Here is a 25,036-nt window from a genome sequence, read left to right on the forward strand (position 1 = left end):
GCGCGGAGCGCTTGTCCGGGACGCAAACTGTCCGCTGTAGGGGTCCTGGGCTCCGGCTTCGCCGGCCCCGGAATGACAGCAATTTACCGGTCAATCTCGCCGAACACGATGTCCAGCGTACCGATGATCGCCGAGACGTCGGCCAGCATGTGGCCGCGGTTCATCCAGTCCATCGCCTGCAGGTGGGCATAGCCCGGCGCGCGGATCTTGCAGCGGTACGGACGGTTCTCACCGGTCGAGACGAGATAGACGCCGAACTCGCCCTTGGGCGCTTCGACGGCGGTGTAGACTTCGCCAGCCGGGACCTTCGGACCTTCCGTATACAGCTTGAAGTGATGGATCAGTGCTTCCATCGACTCCTTCATTTCCGCGCGGCGCGGCGGGCCGACCTTGCCGTCGGTGGTCATGACGGGACCGTCTTCGAGTTTCTCGATGCACTGGCGGATGATCTTCACCGACTGGTGCATCTCCTCGATGCGGCAGACATAGCGGTCATAGCAGTCGCCGTGCTTGCCGATCACGATGTCGAAATCGAGCTCGTCATAGATTTCGTAGGGCTGCGCCTTGCGCAGGTCCCACGGCACGCCCGATCCGCGCAGCATCACACCGGTGAAGCCCCAGTCGAGGGCTTGCTGCTTCGACACAACGCCGATATCGACATTGCGCTGCTTGAAGATGCGGTTGTCCGTGATCAGGCCTTCGATCTCGTCCGAGACTTTCTTCCAGGTCTCGGTCCAGGCGTAGATGTCATCGATCAGCTGCTGCGGAAGGTCCTTGTGGACGCCGCCGACGCGGAAATAGTTCGCGTGCAGACGGGCACCGCACGCGCGCTCGTAGAACGTCATCAGCTTCTCGCGCTCCTCGAAGCCCCACAGCGGCGGGGTCAGCGCGCCGACGTCCATCGCCTGGGTCGTCACGTTGAGGATGTGCGAAAGGATGCGGCCGATCTCGCAGAACATCGTCCGGATGATCTTGCCCCGGCGCGGCACCTCGACACCGAGGAGTTTCTCCGCCGCGAGGACGAAGGCGTGCTCCTGGTTCATCGGCGCGACATAGTCGAGACGGTCGAAATACGGGATCGCCTGAAGGTAGGTCTTGTGCTCGATCAGCTTCTCGGTGCCACGGTGCAACAGGCCGATATGCGGGTCAACGCGCTCGACCACTTCGCCATCAAGCTCGAGGACGAGGCGAAGAACGCCGTGTGCCGCGGGGTGCTGCGGGCCGAAATTGATCGTGAACGGACGGTCTGCGTTGGCGTCCGAGGGGCTGTCTTCGACAGTGATGGTTCGGGTCGCGGACATCTTATTTCTCCTCCGCCTTCTCGTCGCCGGGGAGGACGTAGTCACCGCCCTGCCACGGAGAGAGATAGTCGAAGTTGCGGTATTCCTGGGTCAGCTGCACGGGCTCGTAGACAACCCGCTGCTGCTCGTCATCCCAGCGCACTTCGGTGTAACCGGTCAGCGGGAAGTCCTTGCGAAGCGGATGGCCCTCGAAGCCATAATCCGTCAGCAGGCGGCGCATGTCGGGGTGGCCTTCAAAAACGATGCCGTACATATCGAAGGCTTCACGCTCGTACCAGTCGGCATTCGGGAAGACCGGCGTCACGGTTGGCACGGTGTCCCCTTCCGCAGTCTGCACCTTCACGCGGATGCGCGCATTGTTCTCCATGCTGAGCAGCATGTAGGCGACATCGAAACGTTTCCGGCGCTCAGGATAGTCAACACCCGCGAGCTCAATGAGCTGCGTGAAGCGACACATCGCATCCTCTTTGAGGAATTTCAGCGTCGGGACGATCTGGTTGCAGGGCACCTGGATCGTCAGCTCGCCATAGGCAATCTGTGCACTGACGAGGTTATCGCCGAGCTGCGCTGCGACGTGGTCCTGCAGCTCAGCCAGGTCTTCAAGCATAGTTTGTGATTGGCTCATCTAATGATCCTCGCCACCACCGTTATCGATTAAAAAAACTGCTTCGTAGTCGCGCCGGACTACGACAGCTTGCGGATCGACCGCATATCTCGGCTGTTCGAAAAACCGCGACGACCGCCGGGCGAAACAGTTGAAGAGGGCTTCATCGGGCACCCCCCTCGACGGCTTCGAGATATTCGAAAGATCAAGAAACCTGGCGTTCGAGTAATTGTCGTCCGACATGATGTCGACGTATGCGGTGAGGCGCAGATCATCAGAAAAACCAATATCCTGCATGCGTTCAAAGCACGAATCGAGCGGTGACGGTGCGATACGAACGGTCTCCGCGCAAGCCGCGGACACCAGAAGTGTCACGCACAAACCCATGCCAAACGCATTCAGCGATGCATTGGTCATCGCTCGATCGTCCCCTCACGGCGGATCTTCTTCTGGAGCTGCAGCAAGCCGTAGACCAGCGCCTCGGCGCAGGGGGGGCAGCCCGGGACATAGACGTCCACCGGCACGATGCGGTCACACCCGCGCACGACGGAGTAGCTGTAATGGTAATAGCCGCCGCCATTGGCGCAGCTGCCCATCGACAGGACGTAACGCGGCTCGGGCATCTGGTCGTAGACCTTGCGCAGAGCCGGAGCCATCTTGTTGGTCAGCGTGCCCGCGACGATCATCAGGTCCGACTGGCGCGGGGAGGCACGCGGCGCCATGCCGAACCGCTCCATGTCGTAGCGGGGCATCGAGGCCTGCATCATCTCGACCGCACAGCATGCGAGACCGAAGGTCATCCACATGAGCGAGCCCGTCCGGGCCCAGTTGATGACGGCATCCGCCGGCGCCGTGAAGAAGCCCTTATCCGCGAGCTCGGCATTCACATGCTTGAAGAAAGGGTCTTCAGCCTTGGGGTCGTAGCCCACGACATCCGCGCGCCCTGCCGTGCCATAAGGCAGGTCGGAAGGCGTGAGCGGTCTCGGCTTCGGCATCGCCTGCAGCGGGTTGTCGCTCGGCGGGGTGATCGTTTCGATCTTCGTCGCCGTTCCCGGCTTGGTTTTCAGTTTGGTGTCGTCAGCCACGAAACGCGTCCTCTTTTCACAGAGAGATTAGGAACTCCGGCGCATGGCCGGGATGGGACAAAGCGGCCCTGGGGCGCTTCAGCGCCACTCCAGCGCCCCTTTCTTCCATTCGTAAAGGAACCCGATGAAGAAGACCGCGAGGAACACGAACATCGACCAGAAGGCGAAGATCTGGAAGTCGCGGTCGAGACCAAGCTCGGGGTTGAACAGCGTCACCGCCCAAGGGAACAGGAAAGCCACGTCGAGGTCGACGATGATGAACAGGATCGCGACGATGTAGAACTGCACGTCGAACTTCATCCGCGCATCTTCGAAGGGCTCGAAGCCGCACTCATAGGTCGAGTTCTTCTGGAGGTCCGGGTGAGACGGCGCGACGGCCAGCGGGATCGCTAGAAAAACACCGCCGAGCACCAAGGCGAGCCCCAAGAAGATGATGATCGGGAGATAGTCGAGGAGAAACGAGGATTCGGCCATGGGCGCCTTCTAGCGGCGCAGGCCCACGGTGCAAGGAAGAACGGTGCCGCAAGGGTGTCTCTCGCCTGAAATCCTATCGCCCGGACGGAACGTGAACGATAGGACGGGTTCAGTTCCGTTTCACCTGATGTGGTATAATGCTTGTCATGACCGCCAGGACCTTCAAACCGCGCGAGGTTTTCAGCCCCGAAGAGTGGGAGAAACTGATTGCGCCCGTCACATGGCAGGGCCCTGCCCTGGTGCTTAATGCCTGGGCCGTGATCGGCCTCTCCATGGCGGCTGTGAGTTTGACGGGACACAATCCGGTGGTGTTGCTCTTGGCGGTGATGGTGATCGGGAATCGCCAGCTCGGCCTTGCCATCCTGATGCACGAAGCGGCGCACGGGCTTCTTCACCGTAACAAGAAGCTCAACGATTTCATGGGTCAGTGGCTGGCTTCGGCGCCGGTCGGGACGGATCTCGATTTCTACCGCCCCTATCACTTGAGCCACCATCGCCATGTCCAGACCGACAAGGACCCTGACCTGCCCCTTGCCGCGCCCTTCCCGACGACCAAGGCATCCATGCGGCGAAAGATCCTGCGCGACCTGACAGGCCAGACTTTCGTCAAGCAGCGGCTTTTCGCCATTCGGGCTTTCTTCAATCCGGAGCTTGCCAACCTGCCGGGGGCCGAGACCATCGCAGCGCGGTCGGCGGTCCTCAGGTTCCTTGCCGTGAACACCGGCATGTTCGCCGTGCTGACCCTCTCGGGCCACGGCATTCTTTACTTCACCTGCTGGCTGCTGCCGCTGGCGACCTGGAACCCGCTGGCGACGCGGATCAGGAACATTGCCGAGCATGCATGTGTCGAGACGGACCACTCGAACCCGCTGACCCAGGCCCGGACCACGAAAGCCAACTTCATAGAGCGGGTGCTGTTCGCCCCTTACTGGGTGCACTACCACGCCGAGCACCACGCGATGATGTATGTCCCCTGCTTCCGCCTGCCGGCAGCGCACCGGATGCTGAAGGAAAAGGGCCTCCTCGAAGAAACCGAGATCGCACCGGGCTATCTCAGCGTTCTCAGGAAGGTCACGACCGCTCCGGCTTAGCTCACCTCTCCCCATGCGGAAGAGGTCGAAGTCTATTGATTTCGGGTGAGGGGTTTCTCACCCGCTGAGTTTCTCGGCTGACAACCGGTTTTCTGGGCAGTGTTCCCTCACTCCGGCCCCTCTTCTCACCGGCCGGGAGAGGGGAGCAACAAAAAGGGCGCTCCGAAGGGCGCCCTTTTCCATCCTGTCAGCTCGAGCCTACTGCCCGCGCTGGCTGTTGAAGTAGCGGAAGAACTCCGATTCCGGCGACAGGATGATCGTCGTCTCGCCGTCCTGCAGCGCCTTTTCGTATGCCGTCAGTGAGCGGTAGAAGGCGAAGAACTCCGGATCCCGCGTATAGGCATCGGCGAAGATCGCGTTCCGCTCGGCGTCGGCGGCACCGCGGATGCGCTGGCTCTCTTCATCGGCCTGGGCAATGATCTGGACCGCCTGCTTGTCGGCAGCGGCGCGGATCTCGCGGGCACGGCGCTCGCCGTCGGCGCGGATGCGCTGGGCCTGCTGGTTGTAGTCCGAACTCATCCGTGCATAGACGTTCTGGGCGTTCTCCTCGGGGAAGTCGGCCTGGCGGATACGCACGTCGATGATCTCGACACCGAGCTGACGGGCCTCTTCGGCCACGGCTTTCTGGATAGCCGCCATCAGCTCGCCGCGGCGTTCGGTGATGATGTCCTTGATCTGGACCTCACCGAGCACCTGCCTGATCGCTTCGTTCAGGACCGCACCGATCCTGCTGTTGAAGCGGTTGCGCATGGCAACGGCATCGTCCGAGCCGCCGGACAGGCGCTGGAAGTAGAGAAGCTGGTCAGCGATCCGGTATCGGACGAATGCATCGACGAGCAGGCGCTCCTCGTTCGCCACGATGACCTCCACCGGGTCAGCGTCGTAGTTGAGGTTCTTGGCGTCGAACTTGACGACATTCTGCCACGGAAGCTTCGTGTGCAGACCAGCGTCTTCGCTGTCCACTTGCGCGACCGGGTCACCGAATTGAAGGACGATGGCCTGCTGGTCCTCACGCACCGTGAAGAAAAAGAACGACGCGGCGATCCCCGCGATAACGGCGAGCGCTACGATCACGGTCAGGATACGGTTCATTGCTGGCCTCCCGTCGCGTTGTTGCTTGTCCGCGAGCGCTGCCCTTCACGGGCGATCTCGTTGAGGTTGAGGTAGGGAAGCGTCCCGCCGGCCTCATCGTCGATCAGCACCTTGTTCATGTCACCAAGGATGCTTTCCATGGTCTCGAGATACATCCGCTGGCGCGTCACTTCGGGGGCCTTGGAGTATTCTTCGAGAATGGACGTGAAGCGCGAAGCGTCACCGCGGGCTTCGGCCACGACGCGGGAGGCATAGGCTTCAGCCTGGAGGACTTTTTGCCGGGCCTCACCTTCTGCACGCGGAACAACCTGGTTGGCATAACCCTGCGCCACGTTGACGTCGCGCTCGGCCTGGGAGGTTGCGTCGATCACGTCCCGTTGGGCCGGAATGACTTCCACCGGCGGGCTCGCCTCTCCGAAGTTGACCCGGATCACCCGGATACCGCTGTCATAGCTGTCAAGGGTCTGCTGAAGGATCTCGGCGGTGCGCTCGTTCACGATGGCACGGCCGCGGGAGACGATCGGGCCGAACTCGTTCGCGCCGACGACTTCGCGGAGGGCCGCCTCGGCAGCGCTTTTCACCGTGCCCTGAGGATCCTCGATGTTGAAGACGATCTTCGCGGCGTTCGGCAGCTCTTCGGAGCCCGGACTCCAGCCGCCATCGTCCTTGACCTGGTAGTTCACGTCCAGGGTCACATCGACGATGTTGAGGTCAGAGGTCAGCATCGAGACCTTGTTCGACCGGCCGCCAATCGAGACGTCACGGTCGCCTTCGGTGTCGACGATGGTCACGCTCTGCACCGGGAACGGGATGTGCCAGTTGAGGCCCGGACCGGACAGGCTCGTGAACTTGCCGAAGGTCGTCACGACCCCCCGCGCGCCCGGCTGCACCTGGTAGATGCCCGAGAACAGCCACAGCGCCAGGAGGCCGATGACGAAGATGCCGAGCACCTGTCCCGAAGGCATCTGGAAGCCCGCGCCTCCGCCGCCGCCGGTCCCGCCGCCACCGCGGCCCTTGCCGAAGCGTTCGCGGCCCGAGCGCAGCAGCTCTTCGAGGTCGGGCGTGCCCTGCCCCCGTCCGCCGCGGCCTCCGCCGGAGCCGCCTTGGCCTCCGCCGCCGCCATTATTTTGTGGTCGGCCCCAAGGGCCGGGATTGTTTGAGCCGTTCGAAGGCTTATCAGTCCAGGGCATCGATCCGCCGTGCTGAAGGGGGCCAGCCCTGATGTGATGAGCGACCCCGGTGAAAATGTGTGTCTATGGGTTGAGAGGTATATGTGGCGTTGAAAAGACTGTGCAATGACGGGAGCCAGTGGGCGCGATGATGCGGCGCATGCGAGAAGCTGCGAAAAAGGGCCGGGCGGAGGCCGCCTTGCGGAAGATCCTGTCCGCCGAAGGCTTGTCGGGCGAGGTGACGATCCGCAGCCTCGATGACCGGATGGCCGCGTCGGTGATCCTTCAAGATGCGGCTGAAATCGACGAAGGCGCGCTGTCCGAACGGCTGAAGGCCGCAGCGGGCCTTGATCGCGTGACCGTGGTGCGCACCGCCCATGGCGGTGGCGCGCCGACGCCGGCCCCGGCTCCCAAGCCCGCGGGCGGGCATGCGGATCCCCTGCACCTCGGCAGCAGGCCCGCCCAGCGTCCCGAACCCCAGCGGCCCGAAGGCGTGCGCGCAGTGGTCGCGGTCGCTTCCGGCAAGGGCGGTGTGGGGAAAAGCACGGTTGCGGCCAATCTTGCCCTCAGCCTCCGCGATCAGGGCCTCAAGGTAGGCCTTCTCGACCTCGACATCCACGGCCCGTCCCTGCCCGTTCTCTTTCCTTCTGGCGAGAAGCTGCGTTCCGAAGACGGCAAGATCGTCCCTGCCGAAGTCGCCGGGCTGAAACTCGTCTCGATTGGCTACATGGTCGATGAGCGCAAGGCCGTCGCCTGGCGCGGGCCCATGGTGATGAACGCCGCGCGGCAGATGATCGACGACAGCGGCTGGGGCGATCTCGACGTCCTCGTCGTTGATACCCCGCCGGGAACGGGCGATGCCCACCTTTCCATGGTGCAGCGGCTCAAGCTCGACGCGGCGATCCTCGTCGCCACGCCCTCTCCGCTCGCCACTGCCGATGTCCGCCGCGGCGCGGAGCTCTTTCGCAAGGTTGGCGCGCCGGTCTTGGGCGTTGTGCTCAACATGACCGGCGGCCCTCTGGGCGATGACCTCGATGAGGGTCTCCTCGCCGAGCTCGACCTCGAGATCCTCGACCGCCTTCCGCTCAGCCGCGAGACGGCACAGGTTCCGCTCGAGTCGCCGCAGGCGGAACTCCCCGCTGTTCTCAGGGTCTTGATGGCAAAACTGCCTGCGCTATCCCGTGACAATGCGCGCGGAAGCGCCTAGGGGGCCGCAAATGGATGACACGACGGAACTCGACTACGCTTGGCTGACGCAAAATGCGATGCGCGGCGTCGTGCGCGACGTGCTGAACATCACGTCGGAGCTGGGTGACCTACCCGGCGAGCATCACTTCTATATCGAATTCGAGACAGAGCACCGCGGCGTCCAGCTGGCCGAACGTCTGCGTACGCAATATCCCGAGCGCATGACGATCGTCCTGCAGCACCAGTTCGACGACCTTGATGTCGACGAGGACAAATTCGCCGTCACGCTGCAGTTCAAGGGCGTGCCGGAGCGGATCGTGATCCCTTTCGCCGCTATTACCCAATTCGCCGATCCATCGGCAAATTTTGTCCTTCAGTTTCAATCTGTCGAGGTCGGCGAGAGCGACGATGAAGCTGTCGATGACGGCCCGGACGACGATCCAACGCCCCCGGAGGATACACCCCCCACGGGTGGGGCCGACGTGGTCAGCCTCGATCGCTTCCGCAAGAAATAGCTGATTCTCTGACGGGAATCTCATCCCGCATCGGATAAGTTAACGCTTTACGCGGGAATCGAAGCGCCGTTAGACTCACCCTTGCGTGCAGGCGGTGGACGGACCTCCGTGCCCGTTAATCTTTATGAAAGTAAATTCTTGTTAGCCTGAACAAAAGCTTCACAGGGGTCGCGCGCTGAGTGGCCGGGGGCAAACGAACGAGGAGTTTTCCATGCGGGTTCTGCTGATCGAGGACGATGGCGCCACCGCTCAGTCGATCGAGCTGATGCTGAAGTCGGACGGCTTTAATGTGTATACGACCGATCTCGGCGAAGAGGGTGTCGATCTCGGCAAGCTCTACGACTACGACATCATCCTGCTCGACCTGAACCTGCCGGACATGACGGGTTTTGACGTTCTGAAGCAGCTCCGTGTCGCGAAAGTCGGCACGCCGATCCTGATCCTCACGGGTCTTGGCGACACCGAAAACAAGGTCCGCGGCCTTGGCTTCGGCGCTGACGACTACATGACCAAGCCGTTCCACAAGGACGAGCTCGTCGCCCGGATCCACGCGATCGTGCGCCGCTCGAAAGGCCACTCGCAGTCGATCATCAATACTGGCGCCCTTTCGGTAAACCTCGACGCCAAGACCGTCGAAGTCGCCGGCCAGCGCGTTCACCTCACCGGCAAAGAGTACCAGATGCTGGAGCTCCTCTCGCTCCGCAAAGGCACCACGCTGACAAAGGAAATGTTCCTGAACCACCTTTACGGGGGCATGGACGAGCCGGAGCTGAAGATCATCGACGTCTTCATCTGCAAGCTCCGCAAGAAGCTCTCCGCTGCCACCGATGGCGAGCATTACATCGAAACCGTCTGGGGCCGCGGCTATGTGCTCCGCGACCCGGCGGAAGAAAAAGGCGCGGCCTAACCGCGCTCACCCCCACCAAACTTCAGACACTGACTGCGGGCCCTTCGGGGCCCGTTTTCTTTGCCCCCGCCCAGAGCATCCGTGGCCCATTGCACCTGTGGCCCATACGCCATGAAGGCGGGATAATCCTGCGAAACCCGGCCCGTGCGTCAGGTTAATGTTGCATTAAAATGGCTAGATCCGCTTTATTCCTGCCATCTTATGCGGGCAGGGTATTCTCCATGACAAAAACAATGATGGCTGCGCGTCTGGCAGCTGCGACACTCTTTGGCCTCGTGGCCGCCTGTTCGGGCGGTGGCGGCGGAAATAGCGGCGGCGGCTTTACCCCTCCCCCGAGCGGTGGGGGCGGTTCCGGAGGCGGCGGGGGCGGTAGCTCGAACAACGAGCCAGACTGGACGCCGGGCACCTACGAGCCGGCCAGCACCTTCAAGGACCGCTGCGAGGTCGTCAGGACAGGTGTCGATATCGAGGGCAACCCCTATCCCGACGTCGCAGGCTCCACCACGATCGAGAATTTCTGGCTGCGTTCATGGACCGAGGAGACCTATCTCTGGAATGACGAGGTCACCGACCGTGACCCCCGGACCTTCACCGACCGGGTCGCCTACTTCAATCTCCTGAAGACGACCGAAATCACCCCCTCCGGCGAAGAGAAGGACGACTTCCATTTCTCCGAATCCACCGAGGACTTCCTGGCCGCACGGAACTCCGCCGGCACCGCAGGTTATGGTTTCAGCCTCGCCGCGATCCGCAATTCGGTCCCGCGCGATTACCGCATCCGCTACGCCGACCCCAACACCCCGGCTTCGGAGATCGTCAACGGCCAGCAGCAGTTCCTTCGCGGGACGCGCATCCTCGAAGTGGACGGCGTCGACCTCGTCAGTGGCGGCTCGACCCAGGCGGAGATCGATACGCTGAACGCGGGCCTGTTCCCGGCCACCGCCGGCGAGACGCACACCTTCCTCGTCCAGGATGAGGGCGCCTCGACCACGCGGACCGTGACGATCGTTTCCGCGGACGTCTCGCGCAAGCCGGTCTTCGACACCCAGGTCATCAACACGGCGACGGGTGATGTCGGCTATATCATCTTCAACACGTTCAGCCCCTTCGCATCGGAGCAGGAGATCGTCGACGCCATCCAGGCCATGTCGAACGCTGGCGTCTCCGACCTCGTGCTCGACCTGCGCTACAATGGTGGCGGTCTCCTCGCCGTGGCGTCGCAGCTCAGCTACATGATCGCCGGGTCCGGGAAGACATCAGGCCGGAACTTCGAGCGGCTGCAGTTCAACGCGAATGCAGGCCCGAACAACCCGGTGACCGGCGAGTTTAACGCCCCCGTCCCGTTCTACGACACGACTGTCGGCTTCTCGACGGTCGCAGGCGTGCCGCTGCCCACCCTCGACCTCGACCGCGTCTTCATCCTGTCGACGGGCGGGACGTGCTCGGCATCGGAGGCAGTCATCAATGGCCTGACCGGCATCGATGTCGATGTCATCCTCATCGGCGACATCACCTGCGGCAAGCCTTACGGCTTCTACCCCACCGACAATTGCGGGCTGACCTATTACACGATCCAGTTCCAGGGCGTGAACGACAAGGGCTTCGGTGACTATGCCGACGGCTTCGTGCCGGACGACAACAGCTTCTCCTTCGGCGCGCGCCTCCCCGGCTGCACGGTGGCGGACGATCTCGCCTTCGCGCTTGGCGACCAGAACGAGCCGTTGCTCGCCGCCGCGCTGCACTACCGGACCAATCTGAGCTGCCCGGCGGGCAGCGGTGCATCCTCGGTCGCGCAGAGCAGCTTCGAGACACAGAACAAGCGTGACCGGGTGATCCGCAGGCCGATCAGGCTGATGGAAGAGAACCGCGACATGCGCCTGCCGAAGGGTCACCTCTGATGCGGACGTTCCTCAAAGCTTTCCCCTGCGCAGCCCTCGCCATGACGATGGCGTCGGCCTGTGCGTCCCTTGGCGGAGGCGAGCGCTACGCCGTCTTCGCGGAAGACACGGACATGGACAGTGTGAAGGCGCAGCTTGCCTCCGCGCTAGGCCGTGCTTCGGTCACGCTCGGCGAAGGCGACCCGCGCGACGTGCCGCAGCTCGTGGTGCTTCCGCCCCCGCCGGGGCCCATGGAGAGCCGCAGCACCGTCGTGCCGATGGTGTTCGACATCAAGCGAGACGGCGACGCCTGCATCCTCTCGCGCCGAGACGACGGGATGACCGTCAGCCTCGAAGGCGTGACCTGCAAACCGGCCTGACCGTCGGGCGGCGGACGAAACGAGAAAAGCCCCGGAACCTCCGGGGCTTTTTCCATGGGCCGACGCAAGAAAAAAGCCGGCGAGGACGCCGGCCTTCTCGATAAGGAACGCTGAAGACCGGTCAGCCCTCCTTGTCGACCTGGTGGTATTCCAGCTCCACCGGCGTGGCCCGGCCAAAGATCGAGACCGAGACCTTGAGGCGCGCATTCTCTTGGTCGACATCCTCGACGACGCCCGAGAAGGACGCGAAGGGACCGTCGATGACCTTCACCGTCTCGCCGACATCATAGATGACCGACGGCATGACCGGAGCCTGCTCGCTCTCTTCCATCGTGCCGAGGATACGATCGACCTCCTTCTGGCTGATCGGGAGGGGTTTCTTGCCCGAACCAAGGAAGCCCGTGACCTTGTTGGTCTCGTTCACGACGTGGAAGGTCTGGTCGTTGAGGACCATCTTCACGAGGACATAGCCGGGGAAATAGCGCCGCTCCGTGTTGACCTTGCGGCCACGGCGCACCTCGACGACCTCTTCGGTCGGGACGAGGACTTCCTCGATCAGATCGCCAAGGCCCTTCTCTTCGGCAGAAGCCTTGATCGCTTCGGCGACCTTCTTCTCGAAGTTCGAATAAGCGTGGACGATGTACCATTTCGCTTCGGACATGGGCGGATCCTTAGAACAGATTCAGCGACAGGATCATCGGGATGATCCAGCGCAGGACTTGGTCAACGGCAAAGAAGAACAGGCTCATGATCGTGACCATGATCAGAACCATGATCGTCGAGACAATGACCTCCCCACGGCTGGTCCAGGTCACCTTTCGCCCCTCGGCAATGACCTGCCGAAAGAACTCGACCGGGCCGACCTTTTTCTTCTTCAGCGGGGCTTCGGCGCGCTCGGAGCGGTTGCTCTCGGCACCGCCTTCGACGGTTTCGGTTCGCAGGCTGGCTTGCGCACCCGTACCGGCGACCCGGTTGGACTTCGGCTTGCGGCGGTTCTTCGACTTCGGCATCGGCCTTCTTCGCTCATTGTTTTGCTGACAGCCGCCCTCGTTCCCCGGTGGGGATGGTAAGGCTTCCGGCTTGTCGGGAGAGACCCTGAGCTACGCTCTGCGGGCGCAAAGTCAAGGGCCACAATGCCCGGACAACAGGCATGGCGGTCGAGGCAGGAGGTTGTGCTGCTCCACGGAACTTCCCGGCCTAAGTTTCTGATTCATCTATCTGTTCACGCCTGCGTCAGAAACGTTGGCGTGATCGAACCCAAGGCGAACCTTCCTTCAGCCACCGTGTCCCCGGACTGATCAATTTTGATCAGTAGTTTGAGGAGATCCTTCATCCGCAAGCTTCTGACGGCCGCAGCGATGGGCGCTGCCCTTTTCGCGACCGCCAATGCCGCAGCGATCAAGAACGGTGAGACGACCGTGACCGTCGTCTTCGATGTCGAGGACAACAATCTGACGGCAAAGGCCGTCGAAGGGGCCAAGGTAAGCTTCGCAGGCAATGGCCAGCCGGTTTACGAGTTCCGCATCACCGGCGGCACGCTCAATGACGACCTCAGCGGGACCATCGAGCACTCGGGCGGCGCGCGCCTCGAAGCCTCGGGCGATCCGTCGACCTTCATCGAGCTGACCAATTTCACGTTCGACCTGGGCGCGGGTGAAGTCTACGGTGATGTCGAGGATTCGCTGGGCACGGACGTGACCCAGGCCCTGCTCTTCAACTTCACCCCGACGACGCGGTCGCCGGTCAGCGATCCGTTTGACGCGATCAATGACCTGCCTCTGATCATCAATTTCGACTCAGTCGCCATTGCGGCTCTGACGGACCTGCTTGGCTCGACGGAATTCATGACGGGCGATGCCTTCGCCACCGCCGCGACGGATCCGAGCGCCGTGCCGATCCCGGCAGGTGCCATCCTCTTCGCTCCGGTCGCAGCCGGGCTTTGGGCACGCAGCCGCAAGAGGAAGCAGGCGGCCTGAGACCGCTACGGCCTCTCCAAAGACCAAGGCCCGCGCGAGCGGGCCTTTTTATCATTACATGTTCGGGTAGTTGGGGCCACCGCCGCCTTCGGGCGTGTGCCAGACGATGTTCTGCGCCGGGTCCTTGATGTCACAGGTCTTGCAGTGGACGCAGTTCTGCGCGTTGATCTGGAACCGCGTCTTTCCTCCGTCCTCGACATACTCGTAGACACCCGCCGGGCAGTAGCGCTGCGACGGTCCCGCATAGACCGGCAACTCGAGCTTCAGCGGAATGGTCTCGTCCTTGAGGCGGAGGTGGAGCGGCTGGTCTTCTTCGTGGTTGGTGAAGCTGTAGCTGACATTAGTCAGCCGGTCGAAGGTGAGGACACCGTCCGGCTTCGGATATTCGATCGGCTTGTGTTTCGAGGCAGGCTCGGTGCATTCCGCATCCGTCTTGCCATGCTTCATGACGCCGAAGAACGAGAAGCCGCGCGTCAGGACGTTGGTCCAGATGTCGAAGCCTGACAGCGCGATTGCGCCGAGGATCGTGCCGAACTTGGACCAAAGCGGCTTGGCGTTCCGTACAAGGCGCAGTTCCTCACGGACCCACGAGTTGTTGTAGCGGTCCTGGTACTCGAGCAGCTCGTCGCCCTCGCGCCCCGCCTGGACGGCCTCGAAGGCCGCTTCCGCAGCCATCATGCCGGTCTTCATCGCGTTGTGGTTGCCCTTGATGCGCGGGACATTGACGAAGCCTGCCGAGCAGCCGATCAGCGCGCCCCCCGGAAAGGTCAGCTTCGGGACGGACTGGAAGCCACCTTCGGTGATGGCCCGCGCGCCATAGGCGACGCGCTCTCCGCCCTCGAGATACTGGCGAACCTCCGGGTGCGTCTTGAAACGCTGGAACTCCTCATACGGAGAAAGATACGGGTTCTTGTAATTGAGGTGCGTCACGAAGCCGACAGAGACGTAATTGTCGCCGAAATGGTACATCCACGAGCCGCCGCCCGTGTCGTTCTTCAGCGGCCAACCGAAAGTGTGCTGGACGAAGCCCTTCTTGAACTTCTCGTCCGGGACCTTCCAGAGTTCCTTGATGCCGAGACCGTATTTCTGCGGCTCGACATCCTTGTCGAGACCGAACTCCGCGATCAGCTGCTTGGATAGGGAACCGCGTGCGCCTTCTGCGAACAGGACGTATTTGCCGCGCAGTTCCATGCCCGGCTCATAGGTGTCCTTCTTGCGGCCATCCCTGCCGATCCCGACCTCGCCGACGATCACGCCTTGCACGGTGCCGTCGTCGCTCCGCACCGTGCGGCTCGCGGCCATCATCGGATAGACCTCGACGCCCATTGCCTCGGCTTTCTCCGCCAGCCAGCGGCAGACATTGCCCATCGAGACCACATAGCATCCGTGGTTCTTGAGCATTTTGGGCAGGCCGAAGTTCGGTAGCGGGATCGAGCCTGACGGGCCGAGATAGAGGAACTGCTCCGAGGTCACCGGCGTGTCGATCGGGCAGTCATCCTCCTCGCGCCAGTCGGGCAGCAGTTCGTCGAGGGCACGGGGATCAAGCACGGCACCTGAAAGGATGTGCGCGCCGACTTCCGAACCCTTCTCGACCACCACGACCGAGATTTCCTGGCCGCGTTCGGCCTCGAGCTGCTTCAGCCGGATCGCCGCCGAGAGGCCCGCCGGACCTGCCCCGACGATGACCACGTCGAATTCCATGCTCTCACGTTCTACCGGCGTATCGTCGTACATCCTCAACCCACAGTGTTGTTTCTTTTGCAGCGCACATATGACGCCTGCGTTTCAGAAAAGCCAATGCACTGCGCCATCGGAAAAATCCATGTGCTGGGACAGCGCAGAGGCGTTGAGGTTCCGCGCCCGCTTCGGCAAACCGGGGCCATGGCAGCCGCACCCGCCTCGCCCGAGGCCCTTGCAATCCTTGAATTCTACCGTGATGCCGGCGTGACCACGGCGGAGGCGGACACGCCGGGCGGCCTGTGGGGATGGGACGAGGCTGCTGCGAAAACCCTTCGCCCGCCGCCCAGGCCTGACACGCCGAAACCAAAGGTGAAGCCGACGGGCGTCTCCGCGGGCCTTGAGGAAGCACTCGCCCAGGCCGAGCAGCTCGCCGCAAGCTGCACGACGCTCGAAGACCTCACCGAGGCCATCCGGGAATTCACCGGCTGCCCGCTTCACGAGAGCGCGCGCGGCGCGGTCGTCCATGACGGCGTTCTCGGCGCCGACATCCTCGTCATGGGCGAGGCTCCGGGGCGCGAGGAAGACCGGCAGGGCAAGCCCTTCGTCGGCCGCTCGGGCCAACTCCTCGACCGGATGCTCGCCGCCATCGGCGTGTCCCGCGTGCCCGAAGGCGACCAGCAGGCTGCCTGCATCACCAACGCGGTCTACTGGCGGCCGCCGGGCAACCGGAACCCGACCACCTCCGAAGTCGCTGTCTGCCTGCCTTTCGCCAAGCGCTTCATCGCCCTTTCCAAGCCGAAACTCGTCTTCCTAGCGGGCATTGTGCCAACCAAGGCCCTGTTCCCGGATGCGCCGAAGATCACGCGTGCGCGGGGTGTCTGGCGGGAGATCGAGCTTGAGGGATTAGCGCCGATCCCGGCGCTGCCGATCTTCCACCCGGCCTTCCTCCTGCGCCAGCCGGCGCAAAAACGCTGGGCCTGGCAGGACCTTCTGAAAGCGCAAGCGAAGCTTAACGAAACGCGGTCCTAATCTTCTGCTTCTATGGTGGGGGGCTGGACCGCCAATTGGAGAGAAACTCAGGTGTTTCGCTTCGTACTTGCAGGGCTTGCGCTGATCGCAGGCATCGCCACCGCCGCCGAGCCGGACGTCCTCACGCCGGCTGACGAGAGGCGCTACCGCGACATCTTCATGCTGCAGGAAGCCGGCAAGATGTCCGACGCCGATGCCCTCATCAAGAAGGTCGAGAACCCGATCCTTCTCGGCTACGTCTTCGAGCAGCGTTACATGCACCCGACGGCGTATCGCAGTTCGTATACGGAGCTGTCGCGCTGGCTTTCGAGCTATGCCGACCATCCGAACGCCGCCCCGGTCTACCGCCTCGCGCTGAAGCGCCGTCCCAAGGGTGCATGGCCACAAAAGCCGGTCAGCCGCCGCTGGCGCACTGCGACCGGCGTCGACCTCAACCCTGCCCTCGAAGAAGACTACCGCCGGCAGGGCGAGAGCCGCAGGCGCCAGGTCTCGCGGATCGAAGGGCGCGTACGTTACCTCCTCGCCAAGGACCGCCCGACCCAGGCCCTCAACTACATAAACGACCCGCGCCAGTTTAACCTGCTGACCTCGCGCCAGACCGACCGCATCCGCGGCTGGATCGCCGAGAGCTACTACGTCAACGGCAAGCTCACCGAGGCCCGGCGCCTCGCCGAGAAGGCCGCCGACCGCTCGGGCGGCTCGGCCGTCATGGCGCAGTGGACCGCAGGGCTGATTGCGTGGCGTCAGGGCAATTACGAGAAAGCCTTCCGCTACCATTCCGCGATGGCGGACGAGCCGCACCAGGAAAGCTCGCTCCGCGCCGCCGCCGCGTTCTGGGCTGCCCGCTCCGCGCTCGCCACGGGCCGGGGTGAAGAGGCGACGCTCTATCTCGACATTGCCAGCGACTATCCGCTGACCCTTTACGGCCAGCTCGCCCTCGCCCAGCTGGGCCGCGGCTCGGGTATAGACTGGTCGCCGATCGCTCTTGATGACGGGCAGCTCGACATGCTCCTCGACAAGAGCCCGCGTCTCTCCCGCGCCATCGCGCTCGCCGAGGTCGGGAAGTACCAGGAAGCCTCGATCGAGCTGCGCTACGCCCATGGCGAGCTGAAGCCGACGGATGACGCGGCCCTTCTCGCCCTTGCAGGCCGCATCAATGCCCACTCGGCGCAGGTCCACATCGCCGAAGCCATGAACATCCGTGAAACCGGCGACCGTACACTCTGGCCCGCGCTCTATCCGGTTCCGGAGGATCTCAAGCCCAATGGCGGCTTCAAGATCGACCAGGCGGTTCTGTTCGGCCTCATCCGCCAAGAATCCAAATTCATGACCCATGCGGAAAGCCGCGTGGGGGCGGCGGGCCTCATGCAGCTCATGCCGCGCACGGCCAGCTACATCACCGGCGACCGTGCCCTCGCCCGTCGCGGCAGCCGCGCATCGAAGAAGCTGTACGATCCCGGCTACAACATGCAGCTTGGCCAGTCCTATGTCGAAATGCTGCTCACGGAGTATAACAAGGGCGAAGGCGACCTCTTCGAGATGGCGCTCAGCTACAACTGGGGCCCCGGCAATTTCCGCCGCTGGAAGGCCAGCTCGGGGATCGCCGACCAACTCCTGATGCTCGAAAGCGTCCCGAACAAGGAAGCGCGCCACTTCGTCGACGTCGTGATGACCAATATCTGGGTCTACCGCGACCGGCTCGGCCAGAACGCCCCGGCCCGCGACGCCGTGGCGGCAGGCGGGCGCCCGATCTACCAGAGCGCACGGTGAAGACGGTCCATGTCAGCCGGACCATCAACGTCCCGGCTGACACCCTCTGGGATCACCTGATTTGCTATGACACTTTTGCGGAGGTCGAGCCGGGCGGCATCGACCTCTCGCGGTTCCGTGGCCGGATCATGCGCGAGGGAGATGACATCAGCGTCCCGCTCAGGATCGGTCCCTTTCCCGCAGGGACCTGGACGATCGACGTGCTTCGCGTGGATCCCGACAACCGCGTCATCAAGACCGAGGAATGTGGCGGGCCGGTGAAGCGGGTTGCCCGCACCATGGTCGCCACCTGGCTCGCCGAAGACTACTGCCGTTACGACGATCATGTGGTCATCGACGCAGGCATGCTCTCCGGCCTGGTCGCCGCCCGCGTCCGCCGGGCCTGCCAGGCGCGCCAGGAACGTCTCGCGGCACTTCTCGAAAACGCCTGATTGCGCGACGGCTTTTCCTTCTCTAGGGGAGCCATCCGTCGGGGCGTAGCGCAGCCTGGTAGCGCATCTGCTTTGGGAGCAGAGGGTCGCAGGTTCGAATCCTGCCGCCCCGACCATTTTCTCCGGAGATGTCGGGTCTGTTTTGTCTCACGGCGCGTGGCGCCTCCGACGGGGCGGACGACGTCCGAGCGGCTTTGCCGCTACTCCCCTCTCCCCGGGGGAGAGGGGCTGGGGGTAATGGGGCGACCCTCAGAGCAACATACCCAGCGCCCAAGAGCGCGACCGCGCTCCGGCCGGTCAGGCCGCCCCGTCGGAGGCGCCACCCACTGGGCGTGAGACACGACAACGAAGCTCTTGCGAAAATCGCCTTCCTGCCCCATCAACCCCGCCATGTTCGCGCGCATCTACAAACCCTCCCGCACCGCCATGCAGTCCGGCAAAGCCAAGGCCGAGGACTGGGTGCTGGAGTTCGAGCAGGAATATGCCAAACGCCTCGATCCGCTGATGGGCTGGACCAGCTCCGGGGACATGCAGGCGGGCCAGGTCCTTCTGCGCTTCGACACCAAGGAGCAGGCCGTCGCCTACGCCAAGGAGCACGGCATCCCGCACCGGGTGATCGAACCGACCTCCGGCAAACGCACCCTCAAGGCCTATAGCGACAACTTCACCACCAACCGCCGCAAGCCCTGGACGCACTAATCCTTCCCGCACCGGCGAGCCATGCTATGTCGGCGCGAAGAGGCCCCTTAGCTCAGCTGGATAGAGCACTCGCCTTCTAAGCGAATGGTCACAGGTTCGAATCCTGTAGGGGCTACCATTTTTGATTGCACGCGCCGCAGGCCCCTCCCATGGGCGGGCCGGCCGCCCGGCGCCCGGTTGGATGCTTGGGTGCCCAGCTCCTCCCCTTTCCATCCTGAAAGAGAGGGGCCGGGGTGAGCGCGCCTACTCCGCTGCGAAAACGCCGCGCGCGATCGCCCGTGCCACCACGTCCCCAGCGATGCTCCCCAGCTCCGTCAGTGTCCGGAGCGGCGCGTCCACCTTCTTCGCAGAGGTCGACAGGGCAAACACGATATCGCCATCGGCAGGTCCATGGGCAGGCCGCAGCGCCCGCGCCAGGCCGTCCTGCGCCATCACCGCAAGGCGCTTGAGGTCCGGCGCGGAAAGATCGGCATCGGTTGCAACCACCACCAGCGTCGTATTCTGCCGCGCCATGGCGGCCGCCTTCGTATCAGGCGGGAAGCCAATCGCCCTCGCCTTCTGCGGAAAGCCCCGTCCCCCGAACTCATCGCCAATCTCATAGGGCGCGGCCCAGAACTGTTTCGTGCCCTGCACGTAAGGCGAGCCGAAGCTGTTCACCGCGGCCAGCGCACCGACCGTGAAGCCTTCACCGGAAACGAAAGACGCTGTTCCCAACCCACCGGGATAGTCTCCGGCCGTCGCCCCGGCGCCAGCTCCCTCCGCACCGGGAACAACCTCCTCCGAAACCGCAGCCAGCGCCTCGCGTGCCAGCCGGGGATAGGGCGGCTCCTCGCCCCACGCCTTGTCCCCGCCATTGGCGAGATCGAAAAGGATGGCCGCAGGCACGATTGGCGCCACCGGCACCTTTTCATCCGACATCAGCGTAAAGCCCTGCCGCCTCGCCCCCAAGGCAGCGACCACTGCATCAGCGGCGCCAAGCCCGTAGACAGAACCGCCCGACAGAACGAGCGCATCGATCCTGTCCACCAGCGTGTCGAGCGCCAGGGCATCGGTCTCCCGCGTTCCCGGCCCGCCCCCGCGCACGTCGACGGCAGCGCGCATCGGCGTATCCGGCAGCAGCACCGTCACCCCGGTCCGCACGTTCTCGTCCCGCGCCGAGCCGACCTTCACCCCTGCGACATCTGTGATGCTGTTGCGCGCGCCAGCCTTCATCGCTTGCCTCTCGCCGTTCGATGCACAAGGTTGTGGCGTTGCGTCATTGCCCGGAGCAAGCATGGACCGCAGAGCCGCCTTATCCGGCCTCTTCCTTCTCGCCCTCGCCGCCTGCGGCAGGGAAGCCGAGCCCGAATCAGCCGCCCCCTTCCCCGCCCCCCTGCCCGAGGTGCCGTGGATCGTCTCGGCAGCCCATCCGCTGGCCGTCGACGCGGGCGCCGAGATTCTCGCCAAGGGAGGCTCGGCCGTCGACGCGGCGATTGCCGTCGAAGCCGTTCTCGGCCTCGTCGAGCCCCAGAGCTCGGGCCTTGGCGGCGGTGCGTTCATGCTCTTCTACGACGCTTCGTCCGGTGAGACGATCGCCTATGACGGACGCGAGACGGCACCCGCCTCCACCATCCCCACCGTCTTCTACCGCGAGGACGGCACGCCGATGGGCTTCTACGAGGCTGTCACGTCCGGCTTCGCCACAGGCGTTCCGGGCCTCGTCGCGATGATGGACCTTGCCCACCGTCAGCACGGGAAGCTTGAATGGGCCGAACTCTTCGCCCCCGCCGAGCGGCTCGCACGCGAGGGTTTTCCCATGCCCCAGCGCCTTCACGACACCCTCGGCCGCTTTCCGCAATTCCGGGAAGATCCGGAGACCGAAATCTACCTCCTCGAGGACGGCTCGGTGAAGCCGATCGGCACAACCGTCACCAATCCTCTTTATGCGGAAACCATCCGCGAAATCGCCGAGGGCGGCGCTGCGGCCTTCTACACTGGCAGCATTGCCGATGCGATCATCGAGCGGGTGAACGGCAAGACGGGTGTCGAAACGCTGACCAAGGACGACTTCCTCTCCTACGTCCCCGAAATCCGCGAGCCGGTCTGCGCTGTGGTCTACGCGCACAACACCTGCTCGATGCCGCCGCCGGGATCAGGCGGGATTACCCTCATCCAGATCGCCACGATCTTCGAGGAAGTGGCAGGCCGGGCCGCGCCAGAGGACGCCCTCCTGGCCTATATCGAAGCCAGCCGGCTAGCCTATGCCGACCGTGGACGGTTCATCGGTGATCCGACGGCCATGGGCACCGACATGCTGTCTGCCGACGATCTCGTCCTTGCACTGACGAGCCGTACCTATCTCTCCGAACGGGCCAGGCTGGTGGGCGACAAGCCTGCCGAGGAGGTCGCCCCCGGCAACCCGGATGGCTACCTGCTGCGCGAGGGCCGGATCGACGATACGGCCTACGAGGTCCCTTCGACGACCCATTTCTCGATCCGCGACAGCGAAGGCAACATCGTCTCGATGACGGCAACCGTGGAATTCCCGTTTGGCAGCCAGATGATGGTCCGGGGAATGGTTCTCAACAATCAGCTGACGGACTTTTCTCGTATTCCCGAGGTCGACGGTGTCCCGGCGGTCAATGCCCCCGGCCCCGGCAAGCGACCGATGAGCTCGATGACCCCGTTGATCGTTTTCGATGCCGATGGGGAACCTTACGCCGCGCTCGGCAGTCCCGGTGGCACCGCGATCATTGGCTATGTGGCCAAGCCGCTCCTGCGTCACCTGGCGACCGGCGAACCGCTCAGCGAAGCGATCAAGCGCCCGCATGTCGTGGTCCCGCGGGGTTCGGTGATCGTGGAGGAAGGTGGCGATGCCCTTGCAAAAGCCGCGGAGGAGCTCGGCTATTCCGTGACCCAGCGGCCGCTCTCATCGGGCATCTACGGCTTCGCCCTCACCAATGGCGGGATCGACCTCGTGGTCGACCCCCGCCGAGAAGGCTCTGCAAAGACATCAGTGGACTGAAGACCTAAAGCGCCTCGATCCGGGCCTTGGCCGCCTGGAGCTGTTCCAGCTCGGCCGTGAATGCGGCCACGCGCTCGCGCTCCTGCTCTACCACCTCGGCCGGAGCATTGGCGACGAAGCGCTCGTTCGAGAGCTTGCCATTCGCCTTCTTCAGCTCGCCTTCGGTCTTGCCGATGGCTTTCGCGAGCCGCTCCATCTCCGCCTTGAGGTCGATGACATCTGCAACAGGCAGGGCGTAGGTCACCCCGCCGCTGACGATCTGGACCGACCCCTTGGGCGGCTCGGAGGCATGGGTGATCGTCTCGATCCTCGCCAGCCGCTTGATTGCAGGGGCCTGGGCATCGAGCAGCGCCTTGACCTGGTCCGGGGCATCGACGGCAACCAGTTCGAGCTTCGCCGCAACAGGCACGTTGACTTCCGTCCGGGCACTGCGGATTTCAGAGATCAGCGCTATGGCCGCGGCGATCTCGCCGGCCGCACCATCATCGGCAAAGCTGCTCGCAGGCCATCGCTGGTCGTCGATCGTTTTCTTGCCCTCGTTCATCGCGTGGTAGAGCTCACGCGTCACGAACGGCATGAACGGCTCGAGGCAGATCAGAATCGTCTTGAGCGCTGCACCCATCGCCTTGCGGGTCTCGGCCTGCGCGGCCTCGTCCCCCTCGTCGAGGATTGGCTTCGACAGCTCCAGATACCAGTCGCAGAAGGTGCCCCACGCGAACTGATAAATCGCGGACGCAGCCTCGTCGAAGCGGAAATCGTCAAGCGCACGGCTCACCTCCCCCGCCATCTTCGCGCCCTCATGGGCGATCCAGCGATTGAGGGGAAGCTCGAACGTATGGGGATCGATCTCTTCGTCCGTGATCGGAACGGAGCGCAGCTGGAGGAATCGCGCGGCGTTCCAGAGCTTGGTCCTGAAGTTCCGATAGCCCTCGACCCGTTGCTTCGATAGCGACAGGTCCCGCCCCTGGGTTGCCTGGCTTGCGAGGGTAAAGCGCAGCGGGTCGGCGCCGAACTCGTCCATATACTCGATCGGATCAACGACATTGCCTTTCGACTTGGACATCTTCTGTCCGTGTTCGTCCCGGACAAGGGCGTGGATATAGACCGTGCGGAACGGCACCTCCCCCATGAAGTGCATCGCCATCATCATCATCCGGGCAACCCAGAAGAAGATGATATCGAAAGCCGTCGAAAGCACCGCGGTCGGATAGAACTCCCGCAGCTCCTCCGTGTCTTCGGGCCAGCCAAGGGTCGAGAACGGCCACAACGCAGAGCTGAACCACGTATCAAGAACATCCGAGTCTTGGACGAGATCGACCGCTTCGCCGTCGTAGTGCTCCGTCGCTAGACGATGGGCTTCGGCCTCGTCCTCGGCACAGAACGGCGTGCCGTCCGGGCCGTACCAGACCGGGATACGGTGCCCCCACCAAAGCTGGCGCGAGATGCACCAAGGCTCGATATTGTCCATCCAGTTGAAGTAGGTCTTCGACCAGTTCTCCGGCACGAATTTCGTCCTGCCCGAGTTCACGGCCTCGATCGCGGGACCCGCAAGGGTCTTCGCGTCGACATACCACTGGTCGGTCAGCATCGGCTCGATGACGACGCCGGAGCGGTCACCGAAGGGCTGCATGATCAGCTTGTCCTCGATGCCCCGGAGAAGGCCGAGTTCCTCGATTTCCTTGACGACGCGCTCGCGCGCTTCGAACCGGTCAAGCTTGTGAAACCGTTCGGGTACGCCATTTTCCTCGGTTGCGATGATCCGCGCTTCCTCGTCCATCAGGACGATCAGCGGGATATCATGGCGCTTGGCGACTTCGAAGTCGTTGAAGTCGTGCGCGCCCGTGATCTTCACCGCGCCGGTGCCAAGCTCCGGGTCGGGATATTCATCCGCGATGATCGGGATCAGGCGATCAACGATTGGCAGACGGACCTTCTTCCCGATCAGGTTCTTGTAGCGCTCGTCGTCGGGGTGCACCGCGACTGCGCCATCGCCGAGCATCGTCTCGGGGCGCGTCGTCGCTATGACGATCTCCTTGATGCCGTCGACTTCGCCATCCTCCAGCGGATAGGCGAAGTGCCACATCTTCCCGTTCACCTCCCGGTTCTCGACTTCGAGATCGGAGATGGCGGTCTGGAATTTCGGGTCCCAGTTCACCAGCCGCTTGTCGCGGTAGATCAGCCCTTCCCTGTAAAGCTGCACGAAAACCTTTCGGACGGCGGCCGACAGGCCCTCATCCATGGTGAACCGCTCGCGGGACCAGTCACAGCTCGCGCCCAAGCGCTTGAGCTGGTTCTTGATCATGCCGCCTGACTCGGCCTTCCACTCCCAGACCTTCTGCACGAAGGCCTCGCGGCCGATGTCGCGGCGGTGCGGCTCCTGACGCTCCGCCATCTGACGTTCGACGACCATCTGCGTGGCGATGCCGGCATGGTCGACGCCGTATTGCCAGAGGACCTTGCGGCCCTGGCGGCGGCGGTAGCGGCACAGGATGTCCTGCAGCGTATTGTTGAGCGCATGGCCGACATGCAGGCTGCCGGTGACATTGGGCGGCGGGATGACGATCGAAAACGGCTCGCCCTCGCCTGCGGGTTTGAACAGGCCGGCTTCCTCCTGCTCGCGGTAGAGGCGCGGCTCGGCTTCGAGGTGGTCAAAAGTCTTGGGCAGGTCTCGCATCCCGCCCGCTTAGCGCCTGCAGCAGGAAATGCCACGGGGGACTTGCGGCAAAAGAAAAGGGCGGCCGAAGCCGCCCTTCCCCACCCACTC

Annotated in this window: 24 protein-coding genes and 2 tRNA genes; 14 read left to right on the forward strand and 12 right to left on the reverse strand. The window is 63.5% G+C overall.

Going from position 1 to position 25,036, the window contains the following annotated elements; genetic code table 11:
• Nucleotides 1-83: 83 nt before the first annotated feature.
• The 5 genes from IE053_RS05545 to ndhC form a co-directional block, all read right to left on the reverse strand.
• Nucleotides 84-1,301: an NADH-quinone oxidoreductase subunit D gene (locus IE053_RS05545; RefSeq protein ID WP_189573045.1), complete on the reverse strand. Its 1,218-nt coding sequence runs from the start codon at nucleotides 1,299-1,301 to the stop codon at nucleotides 84-86.
• 1 nt (nucleotide 1,302) lies between these two features.
• On the reverse strand, nucleotides 1,303-1,908 hold the full coding sequence (locus tag IE053_RS05550; protein ID WP_229786070.1) for an NADH-quinone oxidoreductase subunit C: 606 nt from the start codon (nucleotides 1,906-1,908) through the stop codon (nucleotides 1,303-1,305).
• Nucleotides 1,909-1,926: 18 nt separating this feature from the next.
• Nucleotides 1,927-2,322 (reverse strand): hypothetical protein, encoded by a 396-nt coding sequence (locus tag IE053_RS05555; protein ID WP_189573050.1) that lies wholly within the window; start codon nucleotides 2,320-2,322, stop codon nucleotides 1,927-1,929.
• The gene (locus IE053_RS05560; protein WP_189574780.1) at nucleotides 2,319-2,900 is read right to left on the reverse strand and encodes a NuoB/complex I 20 kDa subunit family protein; all 582 of its coding nucleotides are present in this window, start codon (nucleotides 2,898-2,900) and stop codon (nucleotides 2,319-2,321) included. The genes IE053_RS05555 and IE053_RS05560 overlap by 4 nt, the downstream gene beginning before the upstream one ends.
• Nucleotides 2,901-3,068: 168 nt before the next feature.
• Complete coding sequence (ndhC, locus tag IE053_RS05565; RefSeq protein WP_189573053.1) at nucleotides 3,069-3,464, reverse strand: NADH-quinone oxidoreductase subunit A; 396 nt, start codon at nucleotides 3,462-3,464, stop codon at nucleotides 3,069-3,071.
• 146 nt (nucleotides 3,465-3,610) lie between these two features.
• Here ndhC and IE053_RS05570 point away from each other — a divergent pair, with 146 nt between their 5' ends.
• Nucleotides 3,611-4,555, forward strand: a complete 945-nt coding sequence (locus IE053_RS05570; protein ID WP_189573056.1) for a fatty acid desaturase family protein — start codon at nucleotides 3,611-3,613, stop codon at nucleotides 4,553-4,555.
• 198 nt (nucleotides 4,556-4,753) lie between these two features.
• On the opposite strand, the gene hflC is transcribed toward IE053_RS05570, so the two are convergent.
• The gene (hflC, locus tag IE053_RS05575; protein WP_189573058.1) at nucleotides 4,754-5,647 is read right to left on the reverse strand and encodes a protease modulator HflC; all 894 of its coding nucleotides are present in this window, start codon (nucleotides 5,645-5,647) and stop codon (nucleotides 4,754-4,756) included.
• Complete coding sequence (gene hflK / locus IE053_RS05580; protein ID WP_189573061.1) at nucleotides 5,644-6,837, reverse strand: FtsH protease activity modulator HflK; 1,194 nt, start codon at nucleotides 6,835-6,837, stop codon at nucleotides 5,644-5,646. Before hflK ends, hflC begins: the two co-directional genes overlap by 4 nt.
• A 127-nt stretch (nucleotides 6,838-6,964) precedes the next feature.
• On the opposite strand from hflK, the gene IE053_RS05585 reads away from it, so the two are divergent.
• The 5 genes from IE053_RS05585 (at nucleotide 6,965) to IE053_RS05605 (ending at nucleotide 11,683) form a co-directional block, all read left to right on the forward strand.
• Nucleotides 6,965-8,023 (forward strand): P-loop NTPase, encoded by a 1,059-nt coding sequence (locus tag IE053_RS05585; protein ID WP_189573064.1) that lies wholly within the window; start codon nucleotides 6,965-6,967, stop codon nucleotides 8,021-8,023.
• 10 nt (nucleotides 8,024-8,033) lie between these two features.
• The gene (locus IE053_RS05590) at nucleotides 8,034-8,519 is read left to right on the forward strand and encodes an SspB family protein (RefSeq protein WP_189573068.1); all 486 of its coding nucleotides are present in this window, start codon (nucleotides 8,034-8,036) and stop codon (nucleotides 8,517-8,519) included.
• 211 nt (nucleotides 8,520-8,730) lie between these two features.
• Nucleotides 8,731-9,426, forward strand: coding sequence for a response regulator transcription factor CtrA (ctrA, locus tag IE053_RS05595; RefSeq protein WP_189573070.1), 696 nt, complete (start codon nucleotides 8,731-8,733; stop codon nucleotides 9,424-9,426).
• A 221-nt stretch (nucleotides 9,427-9,647) separates the two neighbouring features.
• Nucleotides 9,648-11,324 (forward strand): S41 family peptidase, encoded by a 1,677-nt coding sequence (locus IE053_RS05600; RefSeq protein WP_189573073.1) that lies wholly within the window; start codon nucleotides 9,648-9,650, stop codon nucleotides 11,322-11,324.
• Nucleotides 11,324-11,683 (forward strand): hypothetical protein, encoded by a 360-nt coding sequence (locus IE053_RS05605; protein ID WP_189573075.1) that lies wholly within the window; start codon nucleotides 11,324-11,326, stop codon nucleotides 11,681-11,683. The genes IE053_RS05600 and IE053_RS05605 overlap by 1 nt, the downstream gene beginning before the upstream one ends.
• Nucleotides 11,684-11,804: 121 nt before the next feature.
• On the opposite strand, the gene nusG is transcribed toward IE053_RS05605, so the two are convergent.
• Both nusG and secE read right to left on the reverse strand, forming a co-directional pair.
• Nucleotides 11,805-12,344, reverse strand: a complete 540-nt coding sequence (gene nusG, locus IE053_RS05610) for a transcription termination/antitermination protein NusG (RefSeq protein WP_189573078.1) — start codon at nucleotides 12,342-12,344, stop codon at nucleotides 11,805-11,807.
• A gap of 10 nt (nucleotides 12,345-12,354) precedes the next feature.
• Nucleotides 12,355-12,693, reverse strand: coding sequence for a preprotein translocase subunit SecE (secE, locus tag IE053_RS05615; protein WP_189573081.1), 339 nt, complete (start codon nucleotides 12,691-12,693; stop codon nucleotides 12,355-12,357).
• 348 nt (nucleotides 12,694-13,041) lie between these two features.
• Here secE and IE053_RS05620 point away from each other — a divergent pair, with 348 nt between their 5' ends.
• The gene (locus IE053_RS05620; protein ID WP_189573084.1) at nucleotides 13,042-13,659 is read left to right on the forward strand and encodes a hypothetical protein; all 618 of its coding nucleotides are present in this window, start codon (nucleotides 13,042-13,044) and stop codon (nucleotides 13,657-13,659) included.
• 54 nt (nucleotides 13,660-13,713) lie between these two features.
• On the opposite strand, the gene IE053_RS05625 is transcribed toward IE053_RS05620, so the two are convergent.
• Nucleotides 13,714-15,360, reverse strand: coding sequence for an electron transfer flavoprotein-ubiquinone oxidoreductase (locus IE053_RS05625; protein WP_268249045.1), 1,647 nt, complete (start codon nucleotides 15,358-15,360; stop codon nucleotides 13,714-13,716).
• 180 nt (nucleotides 15,361-15,540) lie between these two features.
• Between IE053_RS05625 and IE053_RS05630 the strand changes: the two genes are divergently transcribed.
• The 6 genes from IE053_RS05630 to IE053_RS05655 all read left to right on the forward strand — a co-directional run bounded on the left by IE053_RS05630 (nucleotide 15,541) and on the right by IE053_RS05655 (nucleotide 19,386).
• On the forward strand, nucleotides 15,541-16,368 hold the full coding sequence (locus IE053_RS05630) for a uracil-DNA glycosylase (RefSeq protein ID WP_189573090.1): 828 nt from the start codon (nucleotides 15,541-15,543) through the stop codon (nucleotides 16,366-16,368).
• 51 nt (nucleotides 16,369-16,419) lie between these two features.
• Nucleotides 16,420-18,138 (forward strand): lytic transglycosylase domain-containing protein, encoded by a 1,719-nt coding sequence (locus IE053_RS05635; RefSeq protein WP_189573092.1) that lies wholly within the window; start codon nucleotides 16,420-16,422, stop codon nucleotides 18,136-18,138.
• The gene (locus IE053_RS05640) at nucleotides 18,135-18,569 is read left to right on the forward strand and encodes an SRPBCC family protein (RefSeq protein ID WP_189573095.1); all 435 of its coding nucleotides are present in this window, start codon (nucleotides 18,135-18,137) and stop codon (nucleotides 18,567-18,569) included. Before IE053_RS05635 ends, IE053_RS05640 begins: the two co-directional genes overlap by 4 nt.
• 39 nt (nucleotides 18,570-18,608) lie before the next feature.
• Nucleotides 18,609-18,685 (forward strand) — tRNA-Pro (locus IE053_RS05645).
• 274 nt (nucleotides 18,686-18,959) lie between these two features.
• Nucleotides 18,960-19,268, forward strand: a complete 309-nt coding sequence (locus IE053_RS05650; RefSeq protein WP_189573098.1) for an ETC complex I subunit — start codon at nucleotides 18,960-18,962, stop codon at nucleotides 19,266-19,268.
• A gap of 41 nt (nucleotides 19,269-19,309) precedes the next feature.
• Nucleotides 19,310-19,386, forward strand: a tRNA-Arg gene (locus tag IE053_RS05655).
• A 125-nt stretch (nucleotides 19,387-19,511) separates the two neighbouring features.
• Here IE053_RS05655 and IE053_RS05660 read toward each other — a convergent pair.
• Nucleotides 19,512-20,480: a P1 family peptidase gene (locus tag IE053_RS05660; protein ID WP_189573103.1), complete on the reverse strand. Its 969-nt coding sequence runs from the start codon at nucleotides 20,478-20,480 to the stop codon at nucleotides 19,512-19,514.
• 61 nt (nucleotides 20,481-20,541) lie between these two features.
• Between IE053_RS05660 and IE053_RS05665 the strand changes: the two genes are divergently transcribed.
• Nucleotides 20,542-22,272, forward strand: a complete 1,731-nt coding sequence (locus IE053_RS05665; protein ID WP_189573106.1) for a gamma-glutamyltransferase family protein — start codon at nucleotides 20,542-20,544, stop codon at nucleotides 22,270-22,272.
• 4 nt (nucleotides 22,273-22,276) lie between these two features.
• Here IE053_RS05665 and IE053_RS05670 read toward each other — a convergent pair whose 3' ends face one another.
• Nucleotides 22,277-24,946 carry a valine--tRNA ligase gene (locus IE053_RS05670; RefSeq protein ID WP_189573123.1) on the reverse strand — a complete coding sequence of 890 codons (2,670 nt, stop codon included), beginning with the start codon at nucleotides 24,944-24,946 and terminating at the stop codon, nucleotides 22,277-22,279.
• Between the last annotated feature and the right edge of the window lie 90 nt (nucleotides 24,947-25,036).

It is taken from the genome of Parvularcula lutaonensis (assembly GCF_014651915.1).
In the GTDB taxonomy this organism is placed as follows: Bacteria; Pseudomonadota; Alphaproteobacteria; order Caulobacterales; family Parvularculaceae; genus Parvularcula; species Parvularcula lutaonensis.